General features: G+C 51.8%; 20 protein-coding genes and 1 pseudogene. 20 read left to right on the forward strand and 1 reads right to left on the reverse strand.

Annotated elements, in window-relative coordinates; all coding sequences use genetic code 11:
- Positions 1-261 precede the first annotated feature (261 nt).
- From PVOR_RS07865 to thiO, 17 genes and pseudogenes are all read left to right on the forward strand, one after another.
- On the forward strand, positions 262-1,995 hold the full coding sequence (locus PVOR_RS07865) for an ABC transporter ATP-binding protein (RefSeq protein WP_006208617.1): 1,734 nt from the start codon (positions 262-264) through the stop codon (positions 1,993-1,995).
- Positions 1,988-3,847: an ABC transporter ATP-binding protein gene (locus tag PVOR_RS07870; RefSeq protein WP_006208618.1), complete on the forward strand. Its 1,860-nt coding sequence runs from the start codon at positions 1,988-1,990 to the stop codon at positions 3,845-3,847. Before PVOR_RS07865 ends, PVOR_RS07870 begins: the two co-directional genes overlap by 8 nt.
- Positions 3,848-4,422: 575 nt before the next feature.
- The gene (locus tag PVOR_RS32775; RefSeq protein ID WP_006208619.1) at positions 4,423-5,358 is read left to right on the forward strand and encodes a cupin domain-containing protein; all 936 of its coding nucleotides are present in this window, start codon (positions 4,423-4,425) and stop codon (positions 5,356-5,358) included.
- A gap of 294 nt (positions 5,359-5,652) precedes the next feature.
- Positions 5,653-6,429 (forward strand): ABC transporter permease, encoded by a 777-nt coding sequence (locus tag PVOR_RS07880; protein ID WP_006208620.1) that lies wholly within the window; start codon positions 5,653-5,655, stop codon positions 6,427-6,429.
- Positions 6,426-7,226, forward strand: a complete 801-nt coding sequence (locus tag PVOR_RS07885; protein ID WP_006208621.1) for an ABC transporter permease — start codon at positions 6,426-6,428, stop codon at positions 7,224-7,226. Before PVOR_RS07880 ends, PVOR_RS07885 begins: the two co-directional genes overlap by 4 nt.
- Positions 7,227-7,242: 16 nt before the next feature.
- On the forward strand, positions 7,243-8,235 hold the full coding sequence (locus tag PVOR_RS07890) for an ABC transporter ATP-binding protein (RefSeq protein WP_006208622.1): 993 nt from the start codon (positions 7,243-7,245) through the stop codon (positions 8,233-8,235).
- 202 nt (positions 8,236-8,437) lie between these two features.
- Positions 8,438-10,408: a tetratricopeptide repeat protein gene (locus PVOR_RS07895; RefSeq protein ID WP_006208623.1), complete on the forward strand. Its 1,971-nt coding sequence runs from the start codon at positions 8,438-8,440 to the stop codon at positions 10,406-10,408.
- Positions 10,409-10,560: 152 nt separating this feature from the next.
- Complete coding sequence (locus tag PVOR_RS07900) at positions 10,561-11,316, forward strand: methionine ABC transporter ATP-binding protein (protein WP_006208624.1); 756 nt, start codon at positions 10,561-10,563, stop codon at positions 11,314-11,316.
- Between the two features lie 53 nt (positions 11,317-11,369).
- Positions 11,370-12,025: pseudogene (locus PVOR_RS07905) on the forward strand (methionine ABC transporter permease).
- Positions 12,026-12,096: 71 nt separating this feature from the next.
- A complete protein-coding gene (locus PVOR_RS07910; protein WP_006208625.1) occupies positions 12,097-12,933 on the forward strand; it encodes a MetQ/NlpA family ABC transporter substrate-binding protein in 837 nt (278 codons plus the stop codon).
- 115 nt (positions 12,934-13,048) lie between these two features.
- The gene (locus PVOR_RS31515; protein ID WP_234972803.1) at positions 13,049-13,225 is read left to right on the forward strand and encodes a hypothetical protein; all 177 of its coding nucleotides are present in this window, start codon (positions 13,049-13,051) and stop codon (positions 13,223-13,225) included.
- 147 nt (positions 13,226-13,372) lie between these two features.
- The gene (gene pepT, locus PVOR_RS07915; RefSeq protein ID WP_006208626.1) at positions 13,373-14,605 is read left to right on the forward strand and encodes a peptidase T; all 1,233 of its coding nucleotides are present in this window, start codon (positions 13,373-13,375) and stop codon (positions 14,603-14,605) included.
- A 179-nt stretch (positions 14,606-14,784) separates the two neighbouring features.
- Positions 14,785-15,795, forward strand: coding sequence for a ThiF family adenylyltransferase (locus PVOR_RS07920; RefSeq protein ID WP_006208627.1), 1,011 nt, complete (start codon positions 14,785-14,787; stop codon positions 15,793-15,795).
- 79 nt (positions 15,796-15,874) lie between these two features.
- On the forward strand, positions 15,875-16,495 hold the full coding sequence (gene thiE / locus PVOR_RS07925; protein WP_006208628.1) for a thiamine phosphate synthase: 621 nt from the start codon (positions 15,875-15,877) through the stop codon (positions 16,493-16,495).
- Between the two features lie 23 nt (positions 16,496-16,518).
- A complete protein-coding gene (gene thiS / locus PVOR_RS07930; RefSeq protein ID WP_006208629.1) occupies positions 16,519-16,719 on the forward strand; it encodes a sulfur carrier protein ThiS in 201 nt (66 codons plus the stop codon).
- Between the two features lie 6 nt (positions 16,720-16,725).
- Positions 16,726-17,505, forward strand: a complete 780-nt coding sequence (locus tag PVOR_RS07935) for a thiazole synthase (RefSeq protein ID WP_040680371.1) — start codon at positions 16,726-16,728, stop codon at positions 17,503-17,505.
- Between the two features lie 29 nt (positions 17,506-17,534).
- Positions 17,535-18,662, forward strand: a complete 1,128-nt coding sequence (thiO, locus tag PVOR_RS07940; RefSeq protein WP_006208631.1) for a glycine oxidase ThiO — start codon at positions 17,535-17,537, stop codon at positions 18,660-18,662.
- Between the two features lie 34 nt (positions 18,663-18,696).
- Here thiO and PVOR_RS07945 read toward each other — a convergent pair whose 3' ends face one another.
- Positions 18,697-19,596, reverse strand: a complete 900-nt coding sequence (locus tag PVOR_RS07945) for a helix-turn-helix transcriptional regulator (RefSeq protein ID WP_006208632.1) — start codon at positions 19,594-19,596, stop codon at positions 18,697-18,699.
- 196 nt (positions 19,597-19,792) lie between these two features.
- On the opposite strand from PVOR_RS07945, the gene PVOR_RS07950 reads away from it, so the two are divergent.
- The 3 genes from PVOR_RS07950 to PVOR_RS07960 all read left to right on the forward strand — a co-directional run bounded on the left by PVOR_RS07950 (position 19,793) and on the right by PVOR_RS07960 (position 22,629).
- A complete protein-coding gene (locus PVOR_RS07950) occupies positions 19,793-21,091 on the forward strand; it encodes an alpha-glucosidase/alpha-galactosidase (protein WP_006208633.1) in 1,299 nt (432 codons plus the stop codon).
- 289 nt (positions 21,092-21,380) lie between these two features.
- Positions 21,381-22,190: a class I SAM-dependent methyltransferase gene (locus tag PVOR_RS07955; protein ID WP_006208634.1), complete on the forward strand. Its 810-nt coding sequence runs from the start codon at positions 21,381-21,383 to the stop codon at positions 22,188-22,190.
- 94 nt (positions 22,191-22,284) lie between these two features.
- Positions 22,285-22,629, forward strand: a complete 345-nt coding sequence (locus tag PVOR_RS07960; protein ID WP_006208635.1) for a hypothetical protein — start codon at positions 22,285-22,287, stop codon at positions 22,627-22,629.
- Positions 22,630-22,659 lie beyond the last annotated feature (30 nt).

Genomic DNA, 22,659 nt, shown 5'->3' on the forward strand with positions numbered 1-22,659 from the left:
CGCTTTGCAAGAGAGCTGATTCGACAGGTGATGATCCTGAAGGACAGGTTCTCTTTTTTGATGCAGGGATAAAGGGTCTTGTCCGTACAGCAGCAGTATTTTTGGCCAGTATATCTCGTTATATTTTTTAATCTGCCGATAAGTTCTAGCAGAAAATATATTATAATAGACATATCCATGCTATTGAACGAACTAATATTGCTACTACATGAAGACCAATTTCAGAACATAATCTAGGTCTTCTGCCTCGGAGGAATGCATATGGGAATTGTCTTCTCGACCTTGAAAAAGTACCGCGTAGCCGCGATTGCGGCACTGGTCATGATGCTGATAGAGCTCACCGTTGAGCTGATTCAGCCGCTGCTTATCTCCAAAATCATTGACGACGGCATTCAGAAGCAGGACATGTCGGTTGTATGGATGTGGGGAGCCGTTTTAACTGGAAGCGCTGTTATCGCCTTTATAGCCGGAATTTCGAGCTCCTTCTTTGCGGCGCATACGAGTCAGGGGCTCGGCTATGATCTTCGCGATCAACTGTATGAGAAGGTGCAGTCCTTCTCCTATTCGATATTTAACCGGTTTGCCACATCGTCGCTGATTACAAGGCTGACGGGCGATGTCACCCAGATTCAGGATACGGTGTTCATGGGCCTGCGTTTCATGACGCGCGTTCCGTTAGTTGTGCTTGGCAGCATCGTTATGGCGCTGGTGGTGAACGTGAAGCTGGGCTTATTGCTGGTGCTTACCGTGCCTGTACTGTTTATATTTATCGCCTGGATTATGAAGCGGGCAGCCGATGCATTCCGGCGTGTCCAGCAGCGGCTGGATGCGGTGAACGGCGTTATACAGGAGAACCTGACCGGGATTCGGTTGATTCGTGTTTTCGTACGCATGGGCCATGAGATTGAACGGTTTGGTCGTACTTCTGGCAAGCTGATGAGTTCTACCATATCGACCTTGCGATTGACGGAGACCACGATGCCCTTTATTCTCCTGATCATGAATGCCGGGATTATGGCGGTTCTGTGGTTCGGCCGTAAAGACATCGCGACTGGCAGTGCCAGCGTTGGCGAGGTTGTAGCCGTCGTCAACTATTCGCTGCGCTGTATCGGTGCCATGTCAGCCCTCTCCTGGGTTGTTGTTGCGTTCTCCCGTGGACGGGCTTCCGCCCAGCGTGCACAGGAGGTGCTGAAGACCGAGGACGATGCAGCAACCGGAGTCTATAAGAACCATGATAATAAGGTTGAAATTGAAGGCGGAGTGAAATTCGAGCAAGTCAGTTTCAGCTATCCGGGCAGTGATATTGATGTGCTGACGGATATCTCTTTTGTGGCCAGACCCGGTGAGCGAATCGCTATTATGGGGGCTACCGGTTCAGGCAAATCCTCGCTGGTTCAGCTCATTCCGCGGCTGTACGAGGAGGATAAGGGGAATGTGCGGATAGACGGAAAGGATGCAGGGGAGATCGACCCGATGCATCTGCGCAGCAGCATTGGCTATGTTCCGCAGGAGGTGCTGCTCTTCTCCGGCACGGTTCGGGAGAACATTGCCTGGGGACGGGAGGATGCTTCCATGGACGAGATCAAGGAAGCGGCACGCAGAGCGCAGATCCACGATACGATAGAACATCTGCCTAACGGTTACGACACGATGCTTGGACAGCGCGGCGTTAACTTATCCGGAGGGCAGAAGCAGCGCTTGTCGATTGCGCGCGCGCTCGTACGGAAGCCTTCCATCCTCATCCTGGATGACAGCACAAGCGCACTTGACGTTCGCACGGAAGGTGCTTTGCTGGATGCTCTGAAGGATTTGTCCTGCACGACATTTTTGATCACACAGAAGATCAGCTCAACCACCTCGGCAGATTTGATTCTGCTGCTGGATGACGGGCGATTGATCGGAAAAGGGAACCATGACTCCTTGATGGAGAGCTCCTCCCTGTATCGACGCATCTATGAATCCCAATACGGAGAGGGGGTGCAGCAGCATGCTTAAAGCATTCACTGAACCATTTCGTCATCCAAGGCCGAAGATCGATCTTGGCAAAAGCAAGGATAGCGGTTCGGGCCGCAAGCCCAAGGCAAAAGCCAAGAATTGGTCGGGCACCCTCTCCAGAATATGGGCTTATCTCGCCCGCCGCAAAGGAAAGCTTGCACTTGTGCTGCTGATGGTGATGTTCAGCTCCGGGCTTGCGTTGCTCGGCCCTTATCTGCTCGGGGTCGGGGTAGATCGGTTCCTGAATGATATCAAAGACCCGGGCGGCTTGGTGGACTCGGGCTGGATGTATTTTCTTATCGGATTGGCTGTTGTGTACGTCCTTCAGGCTTTAACCACCTGGCTGCACAACATCTGGATGATCGGCATAGCCCAAGAGACGGTATACCGGATGCGAATGGATCTGTTTACGCATCTGCACCGGCTGCCGATTCCGTTCTACGGAAAGCGCCAACAGGGCGAGATTATGAGTCGTCTGACCAATGATATCGAGAACGTCAGTTCAACACTGAACAGCTCGGCCATTCAAATATTCTCGAGTGTGCTGACCTTAATCGGTACGTTAACCGTTATGCTGTGGCTCAGTCCGCTCCTTACACTGCTGACATTTCTGGTGGTTCCCCTGATGATGCTGGGGATGCGCTGGATCACTCGGCGAACCGGTCCCTTATTCAAAGAGCGTCAACGCAATCTGGGGGATTTGAACGGCTATATTGAAGAAACGCTGTCGGGACAGCGGATTATTAAGGCTTTCTCCCAGGAGGAGCGGGTTATCCGTGAATTCGATGAGCGCAATCAACGGATTCGTCTATCGGGCTTCTGGGCACAGAGCATCTCGGGTTTTATTCCGAAGCTGATGAACGGGCTGAACAACCTGAGTTTTGCGATCGTAGCGGGGATTGGCGGCATTATGGCGATTCAGGGGCATATCACGATCGGTGTCATCATCATATTTGAGAGTTACGCGCGGCAGTTTACCAGACCGCTGAACGATCTGGCGAACCAGTGGAACACGCTGTTGTCTGCCATCGCGGGGGCGGAACGCGTATTCGAGGTGCTGGATGAAGAGGTTGAAGCGAAGGATGAAGGGGCCGCCGTCGCAGTGAAGAGTGTAGAGGGAGCGGTGACATTCAACAATGTATCTTTTTCCTATGAAAAAGACGGGGATACGCTGGATGGAATCAGCTTTGAGGCGAAGCCCGGCGAGATGATTGCGCTGGTCGGTCCGACGGGTGCAGGGAAGACAACGTTAATTCAGCTGCTCTCCCGGTTCTACGACCCGAACAGCGGGACCATTACCTTGGATGGACGGGACATTTCCTCCATCCGCAGGGAAAGCCTGCGAGCACAGATGGCTTTTGTGCTGCAGGATTCCTTCCTGTTCCAAGGCACCATCCGTGAGAATATCCGCTTCGGACGGCTTGATGCGACCGATGAAGAGGTCGAGGCAGCTGCGAAACTGGCCAATGCCCATTCGTTTATCGTGCGGATGAAGGACGGTTATGACAAGATGCTCAAACCGGACGGCAGCGGCATCAGCCAAGGCCAGAAGCAGCTGCTTGCGATTGCCAGAGCGATACTCGCCAATCCCTCCATGCTGGTGCTGGATGAAGCAACAAGCAGCATCGATACCGTAACGGAGATCAAAATCCAGGAAGGGCTGCAGCGGCTGATGAAGGGACGGACGAGCTTTGTGATTGCCCACCGTCTAAACACCATCCGCTCGGCGGACCGCATCCTGGTGCTGAAGGACGGACGCCTGCTGGAGCAGGGCTCCCACGATGAGCTGCTGAAGCAGGGAGGATTCTACAGCGACCTGTATCATGGTCAATTAAAACGGGCGGCCATGTAACACCGTGCCCGTGCCGATGATTGATTGCATTAGAACATAATGAAAACCACCGGAGAGGCTTAATCAAGCTGCTGCTCCGGTGGTTTTTTGTTATGGGTCATGGTTGAATTCATATGCTGTGTGCCGCGTAGCCCTGGGCGGACACCGTATCGATGTTTCATTAGCAGCCAAGCCATAAGCCGAGTTATAACCCTTCAGCCATACGCGGATGACTTAGCTGCCTTGTTTACTTGGAGCTGGTTGTTTGAACTTGCAGTTTGCGCTGCGCTTCCCTGCCGAATTGCAGCATAAACTGAAGAAGAATGCCGGCCTGTATGGCAACCAGGACTAAATAGGTGTTGCTGTTAGGCGGAGGCTCCCTGAAACATGTTCAGCGGATTCCAAGGTTGCCGAAGATCAGAAACATCACAATGAGGAGCGGGGATACTCCCGCGAAGGTAGACAGCAGGACGAAGCAGGTCAACAGCAGGGTGGAAGCCGAGTAGAATAGATAACGGGTTCCCTACTTCTACATATGCCGAGCCTCCCATGCATACAGATTTATAGATCAGAGAACTTTCAAGGGGAGGAATACGATGCTCGATCCAGTACTGACATCTCCGAATTTGAAGCTGTATGCAGACTCGAACGACACCTTGAACTATAAACGCGATGCGGGAAACTACATAACTCAGGTGTTCGGAGCCCAAATGCCTGCAATTGCGACAGGCTTCTTCAATGTTCATATGACTCAAGGGATCATTGTTCAGCCTCACTGGCATACCAATGTGAATGAGCTGGTATTTGTCATCAGCGGCGAAGTGATTACTTCGGTATTCAATCCGTTTACCCAGAAGCTGATGACCTACAAGCTAAAGCCGGGCCAGGTCTCGATGTTCCCCAAGGGATGGTTTCACTGGATTTTGACGCTTAGCGACAAGGCCCACATTCTGACCATATTTGATCAGCCGACGCCGGATATTGTGTATGGAGCAGACTTTCTGCGGCATATTCCGAAGGAGATTCTGCACATTGCCTATTGCATCAATGAGGAGGATTACGCCAAAGCCGTTGCTCCACTGAAGGAAACGGTCATTCTGGGACCGCCGCCGGGCTGTGGCAAGCGGGACGACAATACATCCGACAATGCCTCCTATTTTGAGTCGGTCCAGCAGCCGTTTGGTCAGCAGCCAGCGTATGGTGCCCAACAGGCGCCTTCGACACCTAACTACTACGGGTACCCGCCTCCGCCTTCCTATCCGTTTTATCAACAGGCCAGACCGCCGCAGTACACCGCTTATCCGTCCTATGCACCATACCCTCAGCAGCCGTCCTATCCATTTCAGACCCCTTACACGTCATCCTATCAGCAGCCCCCATCCTTCCAGCAGCAGCTCTTTCAACAGCAGTCTTTCCAACAGCCGCAGCCGTTCCAGCATCTTCAATATCTGTATAATACGCAGCCGGATTCAGATACAGCCGCAAGTCGCGGTCCTGAACCTGATACGGGCACCGTCCCTGAGACAGAGTAACAACACAGACTCTCAGCTGCTGCAAGCTGTATCAGATCAGGTGCTTTGTAAACACTCATCTCACGAAAGCGAAAGCGAATTCGAAGTCTTCAAACTCTACGCCAGATTGTTCTGGAATCGGCGCAGGGATGAGAAGGCTTCTTTTTTTGTTTGGCGTCGCCACGGCTCTGATTTTGCTCCTAAAAAAATCCTTGCCTGATATGGAACGTTCTGGTATGCTATTGTCCTTCTCTCATTTTCGCCTTGTCTGAAGTGGATGGGTCCGCCATCTAAAATGCTTATCGGAGGTGCTTCATGCTTTATTTCACATTGGCTTCCAAAGCCTATGCCCGTAATTTGCAGTACCGCGGCGCTCACATGGTGCACAATATCGCCAGCGCGATGTTCGGCTTCATGTATGCCTGTATCTGGATCGGTCTCGGTGCAGACTACGCGCTTGGAGATTATGGAACGCAGGGAATGGTCGGTTATATCGCCTTTACTCAAGCTGCGCTCTGGGTTTCCAGTTTCGTCACGAACGGCCTCGGCATTCCCCAAGCTGTCCGAACCGGCCATATTTCACTGGATTTGATGCGTCCCGTTCATTTGTTCAGCCATTTAATGGCCAAGGAATGGGGGCAAATCGCCTACCAATTCGTTTACAAATCGATCCCGATCTACCTGGTTTATTACTTTGCCTTCTCCTTGCAGTTACCCGGGAAAGCCTCCACGTTCCTCTATGTTGCCATAGCCCTGGCAGGCGCCGCCTACTTATCGATCTGCATCAACTATCTTATCGGCGCATCCGCCTTATGGACAACGGAATCATCTTGGTTGTATTGGGGCAACCACGCGATGATCAATCTCCTTGCAGGTTTCTTCATTCCTATCGAATGGCTGCCCGGCTGGCTGCAGACGATTGCCTGGTGGTCGCCGTATCCGTATCTGCTCTATGTACCTACCCGAATCTATCTGGGCTTCGATGACGTTTCCTATCTGTGGGGCACGCTCATGTGGTGTGTGCTGCTCACGCTGGCAGGTCTGCTGGCTACCGGCTTCCTCAGGCGGAAAGTGGAGGTGCAGGGAGGATGACCACGAGATCCTGGCTGTCCCTGTATGCGCTGCTGATCCGAACCAGCATCAAAAGCCGCATGCAGTACAAATTCAATTTTATTCTGGCTTCGTTTCTTGCTGCATTGATCCAAATATCCGAATTCCTCATGGTTGCCATTGTCCTCTATAAGTTCGGGGCCATCCAGGGCTGGTCCATGCACGAAATCGCGTATTTGTTTGCTATCATGACCCTGTCGAAGACGCTTTACCGGACGTTTGGGGATGAAGTGCATCATCTTGAGAAATATCTGGTGAACGGTGAGCTTGACCAGCTGCTGACCCGTCCCATGCCCGTGCTGCTGGCGCTTATGCCCCAGAAGTTCCGGATTATGCTGGGCGAAGTGCTGCAGGGCGGTTTTCTGCTCTGGTGGTCGCTGCATGGCATGATGGCGGCAGGTCAGGTGGGATGGAGCGCGGTGCCGCAATCGCTGTATATTATCGTCACGGGGGCTGTTATCCTGTTCTCGATCGGCCTTGCGACCGCAACCTTCGGGTTTTGGACGACCCGGATCACCGAGCTTCAGAATCTGACGGAGGACGCGGCCCGGACGGCTGCTCAATATCCGTTGACTCTGTATCCGAAATGGATGTCATCGATCCTGCTGATCATTGTCCCGGTTGGTTTAGTCAATTATATTCCGTCACTATACATACTGCGCGGCGAGCTGGGGGTATGGGTGCTGCCTGCCTTGGCAGGAGCGGCCCTGTTATGTCTCGGCATAAGTTTGAAGTTCTGGCAGTTCGGTTTGACCAAATATCAAAGTACGGGGAGTTAAGGGAGGAGCGCGTCACATGATTGAAGCTCATAACATACGCAAGGAGTTCAAAACGCCGGTTGTGAAGGAGGGGCGCTTCTCCGGTTTGCGAACCCTGTTTACGAGAGAATACCGGACGAAGGAAGCCGTTAGAGGCATCAGTTTTCAAGTGGAGCAGGGAGAGTTTGTCGGTTATATCGGGCCGAACGGGGCCGGGAAGTCCACCACCATCAAAATGCTGACGGGCATTCTCCATCCAACCTCAGGTCGCGTCTCGATTGGCGGCATGAATCCGCACAAGGAACGGCGCAGCGTTGTAAACAATCTGGGCGTCGTGTTCGGTCAGCGCAGCCAGCTGTGGTGGGATCTCCCGGTGAAGGACTCCTATGATATTCTGGCCAAAATGTACAGCGTGGATCAGGCCGACAAGGAGCGGAGGCTCGGACAGTTCGCCGAACTGCTCGATTTACAGGCGTTCTGGGAAACGCCTGTACGCAAGCTGTCGCTCGGACAGCGCATGCGCGCCGACCTCGCGGCTGCGATGCTGCATGACCCGGGCGTGCTGTTTCTGGATGAACCGACAATCGGGCTGGACGTGAACGCTAAGCGGAACATCCGCCATTTTCTCAAGCTGATCAATGAGCAATTCGGCAAGACCATTCTGCTCACGACGCATGATATGGATGACATCGAACAGCTCTGCAATCGGGTGATGGTCATTAACAACGGGGAGCTTTCCTATGATGGAACGGTCCGGTCCCTGCGAGATACAATCGGTCTGCCTACGCTGATTACCGTGACATTTCGCGGCCCTTTTGCAATCCCGGAGCAATTCCAGGGAGCAGGAGAAGGAAGCCGTGCAGTTCCGCTTCGGGTAACGAGCGCGGTGGATAACACCGTCACCATTGAGGTGAACCGCCGCGAGATGAATACACTGGATATTTTTAAGGAGCTGGGCCGCTGGGGCGAACTGGATGATATCGATATGGAAGATCCCGATTTTGAAGACGTTATTCATAAGGTGTATTAGATTTAGTTATTGGGATTGGACATGATGACGAGAATCGTACAGTATAATAGGATATACACCGTAAAGAGGAACCGGAATGGGTTCCTCTTTAATTTGGGTGCAAATGGACATAGAGGAAGTATAATATAGAGATGAGAGGGAAACCCTCTGCTCTTATTCACACGACCCAGGAATAATAACTACATATAAAGGGTGAGCCACCATGAAATGGATGAAACGAATCTGGTTCCGCATGGGTAACCATTACAGGAAGAAGCGGGAGTTTGAACAAGCGCTTAAATATATGAAAAAAGGCGAGAGTGCCATCACAAGTTTTGATGACAAGCTCCATTATGCGGAGCTGCTGCATAACAGCGGTCACTCGGAGGAGGCTGTAACCTATCTGGGGCGTCTCATCGATTCGAGCGGGAGCCATCGTGCTTATGAGCGGCGTGCGCATATTTTACGTGAGCTGAACCGGGAGACGGAAGCGATAGAGGATTTAGATGAAGCTATCCGGTTAAATGCCGACAATTATCTGAACTGGTATACCCGGGGAATTGCTCATAAAGACCTGAACCAATACGAAGAGGCGATCCGGGATTTGAAAGAAAGCATCAAGAGAGAGGACGACAGCACGGTCATCTCGACTTATTATGAGCTGGGAATGACCTATTACGAGAGCGGCAATCCGGCAGAGGCAGCGAACTGTTTCCGCCTGAGCATCCAGCAGCCGGAACGCGCCATCCCGATGTATTATTATATGCTGTCCGTATCCCTGGATCTGATGGATCATGTGCAGGAAGCGGTTGGGGTTCTGCAAGAGGGGATTCAGTTGGCGGATCGGTATGAAGCGGAGGCAGATGGCGGATATGCCATGTTTGCCGGGAGCACCAACTACAGCTACGGCGCATTTCTGACGTTTCAGCGGCAGGTGCGGGAAGCCTATTCTTTTCGGAAGCCCATGGCGGACCTGTATGTGCAGCTGGGGGATCTGGGACAGGCCGAGTTCTATCTGTCGGAGGCCATTGAGCGGTATCCGGACTCATACGAGCTTTACTTGAAGAGGGCGGAAGTCTTCAACCGGTCAGGCAACAAGAACGCTGCCAAAGCGGATTTGGAGTGGGCCATCGAAGCGGAGCCGGACGATTACCGCGCGTATTTCGATTTGGCCCGGATCTATCGCGAGGATGCCCGGGAAGAGCTGGCATATGAGCTGATCTCGAAGCTGTATGGAAGGCAGCCGGATTCACCGCTGGCCTGCTACTGGATGGTTGACTGCTATTACCGGGTTGGTCGCAATGAAGAGGCATTGGCGCTGAATGACAAACTGCTGGAGCTTGAGAATGATGATGCACCCAATTATGTGCAGCGGGCCGACATTTATATGGAAATGAATGATCTGCCGTCTGCGGAGCAGTCTTTGAAGGAGGCTGCCGCCCTTCAGGATGGATCCGAAATCCGCAACAAACTGAGTTATGTGCTATATCTTCAAGGCCGCAATGAGGAGGCGCTGCTTGAGCTGCAGGAAGCGGTGAAGCAGGAGGAGGCTTTCTCCGAGCATCCGACCTACCTTGCCGCCAGCGGCCATATCTATAAAGAGATGGGCATGTGGGACCTGGCCATTGACGCCTATTCCCAGGCGATTCAAGCCCAGCCATCGAATTCGAGATTTTACGAGTTCCGTGCCGTTTGTTTTGTGGAAACCGGCCAGCTGGAGCGGGGGCTGACCGATTGCGCACAAGGACTCAGCCTGAACCCGGAGCAGGGAAGTTTATACAGCTTGCGAAGCGGAATCTATTATACGATGGCGGACTATGCCCGCGCGAAGGAAGATACGCTGAATGTGCTGGAATTGTCGCCGGGCCATCCGGGGGCCTATTTCAGATTGGGACAGATCTATTACAAGGATCAGGACGAGGATGCGGCACTGGCTGCTTTTGACGAGGTGCTGAAGATGGTGCCAGAGCATGCCGACAGCTATCTGTACAAAGCCCATATCTATTACGGTCAGTTCGAGCATGAGGATGCGATACAGTCCATTGTCAACTGGAGTTTGCATCTGCACAAGGAGATGTCACCGGCGGATAAAATTCAGGCCATTGAAGGCTTGGAAGGCTTCGAGGAAGGCGTGCTGGAGAAGGCGGTTGAACGCTTGACGGGGATGTACGGACATCAGCTGTATTTATCCTGAGCCGTTTTGGTAAACATTCCAATGTGACAGTCAATAAGTCGTGTCACATTTTGTCTAAAATTGTGGTATGATTCTATTGTTGTTGCAGCATATTTTGCTCGCAGGCTGTATAGCCACGCGGGCTTTCTTCATGTGGCAAGGAGGGGATTAGATTGATCTCGCTGCAAGAGGTTAGTAAAAGCTTTGGCAATGGCAGTGACCGTTATCAGGCGATCGACGCTGTCTCTCTCGATATTGCCGAGGGCAGCATACACGGGATCATCGGCGCGAGCGGAGCCGGGAAATCGACGCTGCTGCGCATCATGAACGTACTGGAGAGACCGGACTCGGGCCGAGTCGTGTTGAATGGTCAGGAGCTGACTTCCCTTGGCGGGAGGCAGCTGCGGGAAGCAAGAAGATCGATCGGCATGATCTTCCAGCTGTTCCAGCTGGTCAGCAATCGTACGGCTTACGGGAATGTATCCATTCCGCTTGAGCTGGCGAAGGTACCGAAGGCAGATCGGATGAAGCGCGTGCAGGAGGTTCTGCGTTTTGTCGGACTTGAGGATAAAGCAAAGTTATATCCGGCTCAGCTTAGCGGTGGGCAGAAGCAGCGGGTAGCGATTGCCAGGGCTTTAGCCAATTCGCCTTCTGTATTGTTATGCGATGAGCCGACTTCTTCACTGGATCCGCAGACGACGGCGGGCATACTGGATGTGTTGAGACATATCAACCGAACGCTTGGGGTCACGATTGTGATTGTTTCTCACGAGATGGAGGTTGTCAACGGCATTTGTGATGCGGTGTCGGTCATGGAGGACGGCCGTTTGATAAGAACCTATCAGAATAACGCGGGTAGAGCGGAGGCTCCTGAACAAGAGAGAGGGCAAGAGTACCGGAGTCGCCGTGGAAGCGAGGAATCGGATTGATGGACTACGTGAATAGCGTGATTCAATACTTGAACGATTACTTCGCCTATGTCATGCAGTACCAGGACGAAATATGGCAGGCTATTGGTCAGACGTTCGTGATGGTTGGCATTTCAATCGCTGCGGCGATATTACTGGGTCTTCCGGTAGGAACACTATTGTTTCTGTGCAGAAAAGGCCAGTTGTACGCGAATCGATGGTTGTTCACCTTATTGAACAGTCTGGTTAATGTCATCCGCTCGTTCCCGTTCTTGCTGCTGGTTGTCAGCATAGATTCCACTGACCCGCCTGATTGTAGGGCACATCGCTTGGGACGCTGGCAGCCGCTGTGCCGTTGTCTGTCATAGCCGTCGCTACGTATTCAAGATTAGTTGAGCAGTCTCTGCTCGAGGTGCCGAAGGAAGTGCTGGAGGCCGCCTCGTCGATGGGCGCTTCCAAGCTGCAGATGATTTTCAAGTTCCTCTACGTTGAGGCAAGGTCCGGTCTCGTGCTTGGATTGACAACATCAACGATCAGCTTCATCTCGTATTCTACGGTTATGGGCATCGTTGGCGGCGGCGGTGTCGGGGATTTTGCCATTCGTTACGGATACCAGCGGTTTGAGACCGAACTCATGGTGTTCACGATCATCATCATGATCATTCTCGTACAGTCGATCCAGTTTAGCGGGAGCTTGGCTTCAAGACTCCTCGACAAGAGAAGAAGCTAAGTTTTACGACCCTTTTTGTTAGTAACACCTGTACCAGACCAACCTACAATTTTACCTGGGGGTAACCAACTATGAATAAGAGATTACTACTGCTCGTACTGACGATCATGCTTGTGCTTGCCGGCTGCGGAGAGAAGGCAGCCGAGGAGGAAGCTCCTGAAAATGCAACGCCTGAGACTAAAGAAGAAGTTACATTAAAAGTGGCTGCGCTCATCCCGCCGATGACTGAGGTGCTTGATCTCGTCAAGCCTATGTTGAAGGAAGAGGGCATTCATCTTGAAGTTCTGATTCTGTCTGATAATGTCCAGCCTAACAATGCATTGGCGAATAACGAGGTGGATGCGAACTTCTTCCAGCATGTGCCGTACATGGAAGAATACAATGCAAACAACGGCTCGGAGCTTGTACCGGTAACACCGATCTATAATGCCGTTTTTGGGGCGTATTCCAAGAAGTATAAGACCATTGAGGAGCTTCCGGACGGTGCAACGATTGCGATCCCGAACGATCCTTCCAACATCGGCCGTTCCCTGGTCATGTTCGAGAAGAATGGTCTGATCAAGCTGAAGGAAGGCGTCGGAATCCAGGCCACGCAAGGGGATATTGTGGAGAACCCGCACAACTACAAATTTACCGAGGTCGACCTGCTCATGCTGGCCCGTACCCTGGACGATGTAGATATGGTGGCGATGACACCGGCATATGCCAAACCGCTGGGACTCACGCCGAAGAAAGATGCCCTGGTCACAGAAGGCAATGACTCCGAGTTCACCATTACACTGGTAGCTCGCAAGGATAATGTAGACTCCGAGCCGATCCAGAAGCTGGCTGAAGCCATGACCAGTCCGGAAGTGAAGAAGTTCTTCGAGGACAACTATTCCGAGATTGCACTGCCTGCATTTGAATAATGATGGGCTTACGCTTCATATTGGGCCGTCGAACAGTTAAAGGCCTCATCACATGGAATGGGTCATTTTCATCATGAGGGTTGCTTAATTGACAGATGTCACCTAATCAATAGGCTTGTTAGCTTTAAGAAATGGCGGTGCTCAGGATGCTTATCCGTGCACCGCCGTTTCTTTGTGTTTGGATCCTGCGGAAGAGGACGAAACGATTCCGGACTCGAAGCGTCTCTCAAGAGAAACAAGGGCATCGCAGGGCGCTATGATTCTTTCTGCTGCGATCTTTGTCATGAATTGACCCAGAACATGACAACTGGATATAATTGAAGAGGTAATTTTCGACCTTTAGATAGTCTGTATTCAAGCTGGGAAGGTACTTCAAGGCTAGGCATTACATATCGCAGCATGTGTTGGTGATCAATAACTCGTATTGGAGCTGAGAATGATGAAGAAGGAAGTTATCGACAGACTCATTACCTATGCACAAGTGGATACGCAATCAGACGAGAACAGCAATACTTGTCCTTCGACACCCGGACAGCTAACGCTTGCCGGCTTGCTCGTGGACGAACTGAAAGAGATTGGCATGCAGGAAGTCACCATGGATGAGAACGGCTATGTCATGGCCACGCTTCCGGCTAACTCGGATAAAGCGATCCCGACCATTGGCTTTTTGGCACATATCGATACGGCGACTGATTTTACGGGTACCGGTGTCAAGCCGCAGATTATAGAACAATATGATGGACATGACATCATTCTGAATAGAGCACAGAATATAGTCCTTTCCCCGCGGGATTTTCCGGAGTTGAGCGGATACAAAGGCCACACACTCGTAACAACGGATGGCACGACCTTGCTGGGGGCTGACGATAAAGCGGGCATTGCAGAGATTATGACAGCCATGGCGTACCTCATTCAACACCCTGAGCTTAAGCATGGAACAATCCGGGTTGCCTTCACGCCGGATGAAGAGATCGGCAGAGGACCTCATAAGTTCGACGTGGAGGCGTTCGGTGCAAAATACGCTTACACCATGGATGGCGGACCGCTCGGGGAGCTTCAATATGAAAGCTTTAACGCAGCAGCAGCGCTTGTTACTTGCAAAGGCAAGAACGTTCATCCCGGTACAGCCAAAGGCAAAATGGTCAACGCCGCAAAAATCGCCATGGAGCTGAACCGCATGCTGCCTGTCGAAGAAGCGCCTGAACATACCGAAGGTTATGAAGGCTTCTACCACCTCTCCTCCATTGAAGGCGATGTGGAACTGACCGAGCTTCGTTATATTATCCGTGATCATGACCGGGAGCTTTTTGAAGGAAGAAAGGCCAAACTCGCCTCTGTCGTGGAAGAGCTTCAGCACAAATATGGTGCCGAACGGATCGTACTGCAGATGAAAGACCAGTATTACAATATGCGAGAGAAAATCGAGCCGGTCAAAGAGGTGGTGGATATCGCTCAGACAGCGATGGAGAAGCTTGGGATCAAGCCGATCATCGAGCCTGTGCGCGGTGGTACCGACGGATCACAATTGTCTTACATGGGCCTGCCTACACCGAATATTTTCACTGGCGGGGAGAACTACCACGGCCGCTATGAATATGTATCGGCCGACAATATGGTATTGGCGGTCCAGACGATTATTGAGATTGTGCAGCTGTACGAGGCTCAGGCTTAAGGTGAAACCGGGGGAGTTTACCCTCTTCGATTACTAGATTTGTTTAGGTTTAGCGACTTGGTATATGGCGAGAGATTGGATTCTCAATCTCTCGCCATATACTGCGGATAACAAGCATCAATCAAAACTCAAAACATGAGCAATGCAATTGAGCAGGGCCATAGAGGAGGTGAGGCACGATGCAGGAACGTTACTCCAGGCAAATGCTGTTTCAGCCGATAGGAGAAATCGGGCAGCGGAAAATCATGAACAGCTCCGTACTAATTGTCGGGATGGGGGCATTGGGCACGGTGCTTGCCAATCATATGGTGCGCGCTGGTGTTGGGCGGGTCAGAATCGTTGACCGTGATTTTGTGGAAATGAGTAATTTGCAGCGGCAGCTGCTGTATGACGAGGAGGATGCAAGCAACGCCTATCCCAAAGTGGTGGCAGCCGAGAAAAAGCTGCGCAAAGTCAACTCCTCCATTGTGATCGAGGCGGTTGTGTCCGACGTTACGGGGGCAAATATCGAGGAACTGATCAATGGAATGGATCTTGTACTGGACGGTACGGACAATTTTCGGACCCGTTATTTGCTGAATGACGCCTGTTTTCGAAGCGGAATTCCCTTCATATATGGAGGCGCGGTGGGCTCTCGGGGGATGAGCGCGGTGTTTGTGCCCGGCGTCACCCCATGCCTTCGCTGTTTTATCCAATCTGCAGATACGGCCGGAGAGACCTGTGATATGATCGGCGTTATCGCACCGGTTGTCGATATAGCGGCTTCCTATGAGGCGGTTGAGGCCCTCAAGCTGTTAGCGGATGACGGCACGAGCTGCAGAAACGGTCTGGTGACGTTCGACTTGTGGCAGAACCGCTACTATGAGATGAAGTTCGGCGAGCCTGATCGAAATTGCCCCTGCTGCCAGCTTAAGGTGTATCCGGCGCTTCAAGGGCATGAAGAAGATATACTCACGATGTGCGGAAGAGATTCCGTGCAATTTGCCGGGAGCGGCCCGCTTGATCTGGATGTATGGCAAGGCAGACTGGAGGGAGCTTCACTGGAAGTGAAGGCTAATCCATATTTACTGCGTACGGTGCTGCCCGGCGGGGAACGGCTTGTCTTATTCGCTGACGGACGTGTGTTGGTGCAGGGCTTGGATGATTTCGCCAGGGCCAGAACGCTCTATGACCGGTATGTTGGAGCATGAAATGAATGAGTATCCTGAATCAATAAAGGATCCGACATTTTTCGTCCAAGTTGATGTTGTATAGGAAGGAGGGGAAGCTTTGAAAGATTTTCGACTGTATGCCATTACCGGAGAACAGTTTCATCCCGGCCGGGATATGCTGGACGTGATGGAGCAAGCCATTCTCGGCGGTGTGGATATCATTCAGCTTCGCGACAAAAAAAGCCCGAAAGCGGAAGTGCTTGCCAAAGCCAAAGCGCTTCGCAAGCTGACTTCTCGGTATGATGTAACCTTTATCGTCAATGATTACGTGGATATTGCACTGGAAGCGGATGCCGACGGAATTCATCTGGGGCAGGGGGATATGCCGCTCACGGAAGCTCGAAGACTAGTCGGTTCCAAAATCATCGGGATTTCCACACACGCGATAGAGGAAGCGCTGCTGGCAGAGTCGCAGGGCGCAGATTACATTGGGGTCGGTCCGGTGTACCGCACGGCCACCAAGGAGGATGTGGTGGATCCGGTTACGGAAGCGTATGTGAGAGAAGTGGCGCATGCGATCCAAATTCCTTTTGTGGCGATTGGGGGCATTAAGCTGCACAATGTGGATCAAGTACTGATGGCAGGCGCGACGCGCATTTGCGCGGTGAGTGAAATTGTGGGCAGCAGCAACGTAAAGGGTACCTGCGAGGCGTTCATTTCCAAGCTGGAGGCAAAATAGCGCGAAGAGGGGTGAGTAAGGCGATGCTGCTTAGGATCAATGGCGTGGAGCATGAGCTTCGCGATGTAAGAACCATTCTGGACGTTATTGAGTTTTTTGGTTTATTGGGCAAACCGGTTGTTGCCGAAGCTGATGGTAAGGTGCTGACGGCCGAGCAGTGGCCGGATACCCCGGTAACCGCGAATATGTCAATTGAGCTTGTTCATTTCGTTGGAGGAGGTTGAGGCATGATGAAGCCGGATTTACTGCGTATTGGCGATTATGAACTGCGATCCCGATTCTTGATTGGTACGGGTCTGTTTCCGAATCCTTATGTGCAGATGGAGGCTATCAAGGCTTCGGAAGCCGAAGTGCTGACGTTTGCGATTCGGCGAATCAATCTGGAGTCTTCGGCGGACGATTCCATTCTGCAGCATGTAGAAGAGGGCAAAAATATATTTTTGCCTAATACCTCCGGGGCAAGCACGGCCGACGAAGCCGTTCGAATTGCGCGTTTGGCACGCGCATCCGGTCTGAGCGACTGGATCAAGGTAGAAATCAGCGCCAATGAACGTACACTCATGCCGGACCCGATCGAAACGCTCAAAGCAACGGAAATTTTGGTCAAAGAAGGTTTCACCGTCCTTCCCTACACTTCGGATGACCCGGTGATATGCAAGCGGCTTGAGGAAGCAGGAGCGGCTGCGGTCATGCCCGGCGCTGCTCCGATCGGTACCGGTCTTGGCATCCTGAATGCCTATAACCTGGGGCTTATCGTTGAAGAGGCCCATGTGCCGATCATCGTTGATGCCGGCCTCGGTTCAGCAAGTGATGTGGCCCAAGCGATGGAACTGGGTGTCAGCGGCGTGTTAATGAATACACCTGTGGCAAAAGCGAGGGATCCCGTCATGATGGCAACAGCAATGAAGCTGGCTATTCAAGCGGGAAGACAATCTTACCTGGCTGGCAGAATCGCCAGGAAGCAGTATGCTTCAGCGAGCAGCGGCTTTGACGAATTCATACTAAAGTAAAGGTTGATTCAAACAGAACTGAGGTAGAGATGAGTCAGAACATTATCATTATAGGCGGCGGAATCATTGGTTTATCCTGCGCATACGAGCTTCGAATGAGGGGCTTTAATGTTACCGTTTTGGAGGCGAGGCGCTGCGGCGGACAAGCCTCGGGAGCGGCGGCAGGCATGCTTGCCCCCTTCTCGGAAAATACAGAAGGCCCCGACGCATTTTTTAGATTATGTCAGTTTAGTTTGCTGTTATATCCGGAGTGGCAAGAGCAGATCAGATCCATATCCGGCGTGCATTTCGAATATGCGAATACGGGCAGCTTGCACATTGCCTATCATGCCGCAGACCTGCTGTCCCTTGAAGGGCGCCGGTTATGGCAGCGCCAATATGGATCATCCGGCGAGATCGTAAGCGGAGCCGAGCTGTTCCGGATGGAGCCGGCATTGTCGCGTGACGTGCTTGCCGCATTATATACGCCGGAGGAAAGCCACATATACGCTCCCGATTTCATCAGAGCATTGGAGCAGGCCTGCCGGATATCGGGAGTGCTCATTAAGGAAGAACTCGGAAGCATACGACTTGTGGAGTGGGACCGCCATATCGCCGTGTCGGCGGCGGACAGCACTGTCTTTTATGGAGATCGGCTGGTCGCAAGCACGGGTGCCTGGGCGCAGGAGCTGTCGGAGCAGTTGGGCCTCCCGATTCCGGTTTATCCCATTCGGGGGCAGATTTGCGCCTACAGAACGGAAACGCAGCCGCCTGTAAAGCATATGGTCTTTTTTAACCAAGGTTATTTGGTTGCCAAGGCGAATGGCACGATGGTGTGTGGTGCCTCCGAAGATGTTGCCGGATACGATACATCGGTCACGGAAAGGGGAATCGAACGGCTCCGAAACTGGAACAACAAGGTGCTTCCGTTTCTGGAAGGCCAACTCCCGTTTCACAGCTGGGCGGGGCTTCGGCCTGCCACCCAGGATGGTTATCCGCTCATAGGCCCCGTGGAAGGTGCAGAGCGGGTATTAATGGCCGCGGGGCATTACCGCAACGGAATTCTGCTTAGTCCGGTGACGGCCAAGCTTATTGCGGATTTCATCGAGAATCGTTGCGTGCCGTCCGAGGTGCGCGAGATGTTTTCCCCATCCCGATTCGCAAATGCATGGATTTAGATGATGTTCAATCACCAGGGATTACATCGGATGTTTACGGATTCTGATGTTGACTCGTTCGCTCCCCCTTTTCCAGACTGAATTTATACTCGCTCGGGGTCATGCCTGTCCATCTGCGGAACTGCTTGGAGAAATAGAGCGCATCATTGAAACCGACAGAAGAGGCAATCTCGTGAATGGAGAAGGAGGATTTCATCAGGGATTTGGCTTTCTCCATGCGTACCTTCATGAGGTATTGCATGGGGGACAGGCCGGTCTGCTGCTTAAATATTTTGGAGAGATGAGCCCGATGATACCCAAGCGTCTTGGCCATCTGATCAATGGATAGCTGCTGGTGATATTGGGTTGAAATCCATCGCTCGGTCTGCCTTACACCCCGTTCAATATCAGGCACGTCACGGGAGTTCGAAGGAAGGTGCTCGCGATTTAACATCGCCAGCTTATGGAGCAGCAGTCTGAGCCAGCCAGATGCCTGGAGATCTTCAAGCCAGGGCTGGTCTGATTGGTTAAAGCCCAGACGGATATGGCGGTACATGGATGCCAGAGCGTCCAGTTCGGCCTCGTCCGTGCAAGGGATGATCGGTTTAGCCGGGGTGATACCCATGTCGGCCAGCAGCATGTGGGTTCCTTTTTCCTGCAAAGCGACCCAGTTGTAGTGCCACGGATTCCGCTCATGGGCTTCATAGCTGAAGAGAACGCCTGGGAGGATCACGAAGGTATCGCCTGCTGTGCAGTGATGAACCGTCCCGGCGCATTCAAACACGCCTTCTCCGGTTAAGACTGTATGAATGAGGCAGTAATCATGAATGATGGGACCGATTTTATGACGTGGAACGGGCGTTCCTTCACCGCTGAACAGGAGGTTGAGATCGTGGCCACCCGGTGAAGGATTCATGCCTATCGTGTAGAGCGTATGGTCTGGCAGAATGGACATACAGCTGTCGCCTCCTTTAACGTGCACCGTAATCAATTTGTTGAAGCAGGATAATCTGTTAGGGCTAGCTTACATAATGAAACAACAAATGTCCATATCGCCCTTGTTTTGCTCCATATTCAAAAAAGACTGATTATCTTATAGTTAGTCTTGTGAAAGCGTATCAATTTATGGAGTTTAAGGAGGGCATTTATTTATGTCTAAGATTACATTTATCGGAGCAGGTAGTACGGTGTTTGCCAAGAACGTCCTGGGTGATTGTATGCAAACACCGGCATTGCAGGGATTCGAACTCGCTTTGTTTGACATTGATCCGGTCCGTTTGAAAGACTCTGAGAACATGCTCAACAACATAAAGAAAACCAGCGGCAGCACCTGTGTCGTCAAATCATACAGTGACCGCAAGGAAGCTCTGCGCGGGGCTAAATATGTGGTAAACGCGATCCAGGTTGGAGGGTACGATCCCTGTACGATTACGGATTTCGAGATTCCGAAAAAGTACGGTCTGAGACAAACCATCGCGGATACGGTGGGCATTGGCGGAATATTCCGCAATCTTCGTACCATTCCGGTGATGCTGGATTTTGCAGCCGATATCCGGGAGGTCTGTCCGGACGCGCTCTTCCTGAACTACACGAATCCGATGGCGGTGCTGACCAATGCGATGAATACGCTGGGCGGCGTGCAAACGGTAGGTCTATGCCACAGCGTGCAGGCCTGCATTCCGGACCTGTTCAGAAATCTGGGCATGGAAACGGAAGGTGTACAGGCCAAAATCGCCGGTATCAACCATATGGCATGGCTGCTTGAGGTAACGAAGGATGGCGTGGACCTGTATCCTGAAATTAAAAGACGCGCAGCCGAGAAGCAGAAAGAGAAACATCATGATATGGTTCGTCTGGAAATGATGCTGAACTTCGGTTATTACATTACGGAATCCTCTGAGCATAACGCGGAGTACCATCCTTACTTCATCAAGCGCAATTATCCGGAGCTGATCGAGCGATTCAACATTCCGCTGGATGAATATCCGCGGCGCTGCGTGAATCAGATTGAGGGCTGGAAGGCGATGCGCGAGGATCTGGTAAGCAACCAGGACCTAACGCATCACCGTTCCCATGAATATGCATCCTATATTCTCGAAGCCATTGAAACGAATGTTCCGTTCAAAATCGGAGGTAACGTGATGAACACGGGACTGATCACGAATCTTCCGAAGGAAGCTTGCGTAGAGGTTCCTTGTCTGGTCGATGCCAGCGGTGTAACACCAACCTACGTGGGAGATCTGCCTCCACAGTGTGCCGCACTGAACCGGACGAATATCAATACCCAGCTGCTGACATTGGAAGCGGCGGCAACAGGCAAGAAGGAGCATATTTACCATGCAGCGATGCTGGATCCGCATACGGCTGCCGAGTTGTCCATTGATGACATCAAGAGCCTGTGCGACGATCTCATTGAAGCACACGGAGACTGGCTCCCGAAATTCCAATAACATGAGATGCAGCAATCGTAACTCAAGCAGCGGGGAGGGTTTCCCGCTGCTTGGGTTTTTTTGACACTATAGGTGAGCTAGAGGAGCAAGCAGGAGTAGGAGGGTGTTGTGTGCAAGCAATGCAGATATAAAAAGGTTTAGTAATTTTGGGCAATATGCGTTAAGGCGGTGATATAATAAATTTGAAGAGTCGATACCCCGAGCTTTATCGACATTTACATGAGATCTAAGATCAATCTTCAAGGGGGGAGCTATAATTCATAACCCAATCGATTATATTATTGAATGCATGGCTGTGGATCAGGCCGGAGTCGAAATCCAGCGGATCCAAACAGAGCATCGTCTGAAGCTTGCCGAGTTTTGGGGAATCCGGGAAGGAGACCGCATTCTGGAGATTGGATGCGGGCAAGGGGATACAACCGCGGTGCTTGCTTATTTTGCGGGCGAATCCGGCTTTGTGCATGGTGTGGACACAGCACCTCCCCATTATGGAGCTCCGGTGACGCTGGGCGCCGCCTCCGAACGGTTAACGCAATCGCCGCTGGGCTCACGGATACAGATTGATTTGGAAACGGACATACTGTCGCCGCTTCTTGACTACGAAGAGAATTCCTTCGATATCGTTGTGCTGTCTCATTGTTCATGGTATTTCGAATCGGCAGAGCAGTTGGAGGCCGTATTGCAAAAAGCCAGAGCGTGGGGACGCAGGATCTGCTTTGCGGAATGGGATCCCAGAATCACGCATCCAGAGCAATATCCGCATTTGCTGGCGGTTCTGGTCCAAGCCCAATATGAAGTGTTTAAGAAGAACAGCAGCTCCAATGTTCGAACACTGTTTACGCCAGGGCAGATAAAGGGGATTGCCGAGCAGTCCGGCTGGAGCGTGCGCCGGGAGAAAACCTTCTATTCACCTCAGCTCCAGGATGGGCTCTGGGAAGTGGATATGACCCTGCAATCCTACCAGTCCGAACTGAGCGACATAGAGAAGGCTCCGTCCAAGCTGGTTACCCTGATTCAATCCGAAATCTATCTGCTCCAGGAAGCGAAGCAGACACATGGCATTAAGCCGCTGTCCACGTATGCCCTCTGCGCAGAATAAGCTGCGGTTACCTTCTTGCATAATCTAGCGGAAATCGAGTGCAGTGCTTCCTAGGCTTCCTCTAATAAAGGTTCATTATAAGGGAGGTTGGAACGTGAAGCTGAGGCTATTATTCACTCTGATCGTGCTGCTCCTTTCTGTTGGATGTGCCCGGGATGTATCGGTTTTTGAGTCTGCGATTTATTCAGTGGGAGACGACAAGATTACCGTTGACTGCTCTGACGAAGTAAACCGAAACAGGAAGAATCACACGGATGAGGGTTATCCCTGTGAAGTCCGTGTCACAGAAGATACTTCATTGAAGGACAGCCAGGGAGAGACCATCCAGCTGGATAGTCTAAAGACGAACGACCTTATTCGGATTACACTAAAAAAGCCGTTGAATATTAGCAAAAACAATAGAAGTTTTGAGGCAAAAGAAATTCGCTTGCTAGAGTAGCAAAAAGAGAGAGGCTCCGGTTCAGGAGCC

Source organism: Paenibacillus vortex V453 (genome assembly GCF_000193415.1).
Taxonomy (GTDB): domain Bacteria; phylum Bacillota; class Bacilli; order Paenibacillales; family Paenibacillaceae; genus Paenibacillus_AQ; species Paenibacillus_AQ glucanolyticus.